Consider the following 1,626-nt stretch of genomic DNA (forward strand, 5'->3'; position numbering starts at 1 on the left):
GTCAATATAGTAACTGATGATTCGGGATCTATTGTTTGGGATGCAGTTTATAACGCTTTCGGCCAGGCTAAGCTTCAAACTGATCAAGTAAAGAATAATTTACGTTTTCCTGGGCAGTATTATGATTTTGAAACTGGCATGCACTACAATTGGCACAGGTTTTATGATCCGGGGACGGGAAGGTATGTCTCTGCTGATCCGATTGGGCTTGCTGGGGGGATGAATCTGTATGCGTATGTTGACTCAAATCCTGTGAACTGGTATGACCCTGTGGGGTTATTTTCCCTCAGAGATGCAGAACTTAGTCTTATCGAAGGGGATGTGAGACCTGCAAATGCAGACAAATTATATGTTACCTACTCAAACGAACAGATTTTTAACGAATGGTTAAGGCTAGAGAAATCGGATCAAGCGTGGCTCAATAATTTACCTGGATGTCCATGCAAAAAACAATGCGCAGATGACTCCAAATGGGAACCATTAACAAGCAATCTTCACGGGTATCATGTAGGCGCATCAGAATGCATGAGGTCAAAACCCGTTGGAGGACACGCAAACCAGTGTTGTTATGATTCATCTGGCAATCTGATTACTCATGGATCTGGTAGCGGATCTGCAGATTATGCGCCAGGGACAGTTATGACCTTTTTTAAACATAAGGCACATGATATGGACCCTGCAGATCTTGCTACTAAGATGGATGGAGGTAGCTGGGGACCTTGGAGCGAAAAGTACCTTGAAGTAAGACCGCAAATTGGAAGCAATAAATGTCCAAAGAACCCATAACGAATTATGCGAAATATTAAAAATATAACGGTAATAGCAACATCTGTTCTTTGGAGTGGTGGTAGCACCTATATTTTGACGTTGTATGCAGGAAGTAAAATGGGGGCTACTCCTGTTTACCTTCCCCTGGCTTTTTCTCTTGTTTCTATAATCGGATGCATCCTGATCACTTGGTATGCTTATCAAAAAAAGATTCATAAAACGGCGGCATTTTTGTCTTTTTCTTTGTTGTTATTTTCATTCATTTTTCAAATAAAAACTTTCTCTGATATTTTGTATGTAACATAGAAAATGGGGGGACACCGTACCAATTAACATACGCCAATAAGCAAGAGACAAGGGGTCAGGCTTGACAAATGGGCATTCGGGCTAATAAGGAGATATACAGAAGACCAGTCTATTTTTTTCTGTATAACACCGCAAAATGTGGTGTTATCCGAACGGTGCGGGATGAAGGATGCCGAATGAAGAGTTAACCGGCTCCGCCCGGTTTAACGGCTGATTGGCATTTCCCAAACTCTACGACAAAAGCGGTTGAGAAGAAGATTCTCAACCGCTTTTGTATTACTTTTCCGCCCCTTTGAGGAAGTTATCTATCGTCTTGAAGAGAGCTTTCTGCTGTGATGGCGGGAGTTCTTCAATTTTTTTCAGCCGTCGAAGGGTTTTCAGGCTCGGCTTGTTCCCGCTGGCAGGTTTTCCCTTGAGACCGAAAGAAAAAGGGGACAGATTTATTTCTCTTTAAGTCAAGCTCCCTGCGTTAATAAAATGAGTCATTTCCACTCATTTACAGTTTCACTTTTCCATGTAATTTGCTTTGCATATACCAATTTAGCCGATCCG

The 1,626-nt window shown here is 41.9% G+C and carries 2 protein-coding genes; both read left to right on the forward strand.

Features of this window, described 5'->3' with window-relative positions; all coding sequences use genetic code 11:
- On the forward strand, positions 1 to 786 hold a 786-nt coding region (locus tag G493_RS33765), incomplete at its 5' end, for an RHS repeat-associated core domain-containing protein (protein WP_332308234.1).
- Positions 787 to 792: 6 nt separating this feature from the next.
- On the forward strand, positions 793 to 1,074 hold the full coding sequence (locus G493_RS0122630; protein WP_028582181.1) for a hypothetical protein: 282 nt from the start codon (positions 793 to 795) through the stop codon (positions 1,072 to 1,074).
- The last annotated feature ends 552 nt before the right edge of the window (positions 1,075 to 1,626 follow it).

This window comes from Desulfogranum japonicum DSM 18378 (assembly GCF_000429945.1).
In the GTDB taxonomy this organism is placed as follows: domain Bacteria; phylum Desulfobacterota; class Desulfobulbia; order Desulfobulbales; family Desulfobulbaceae; genus Desulfogranum; species Desulfogranum japonicum.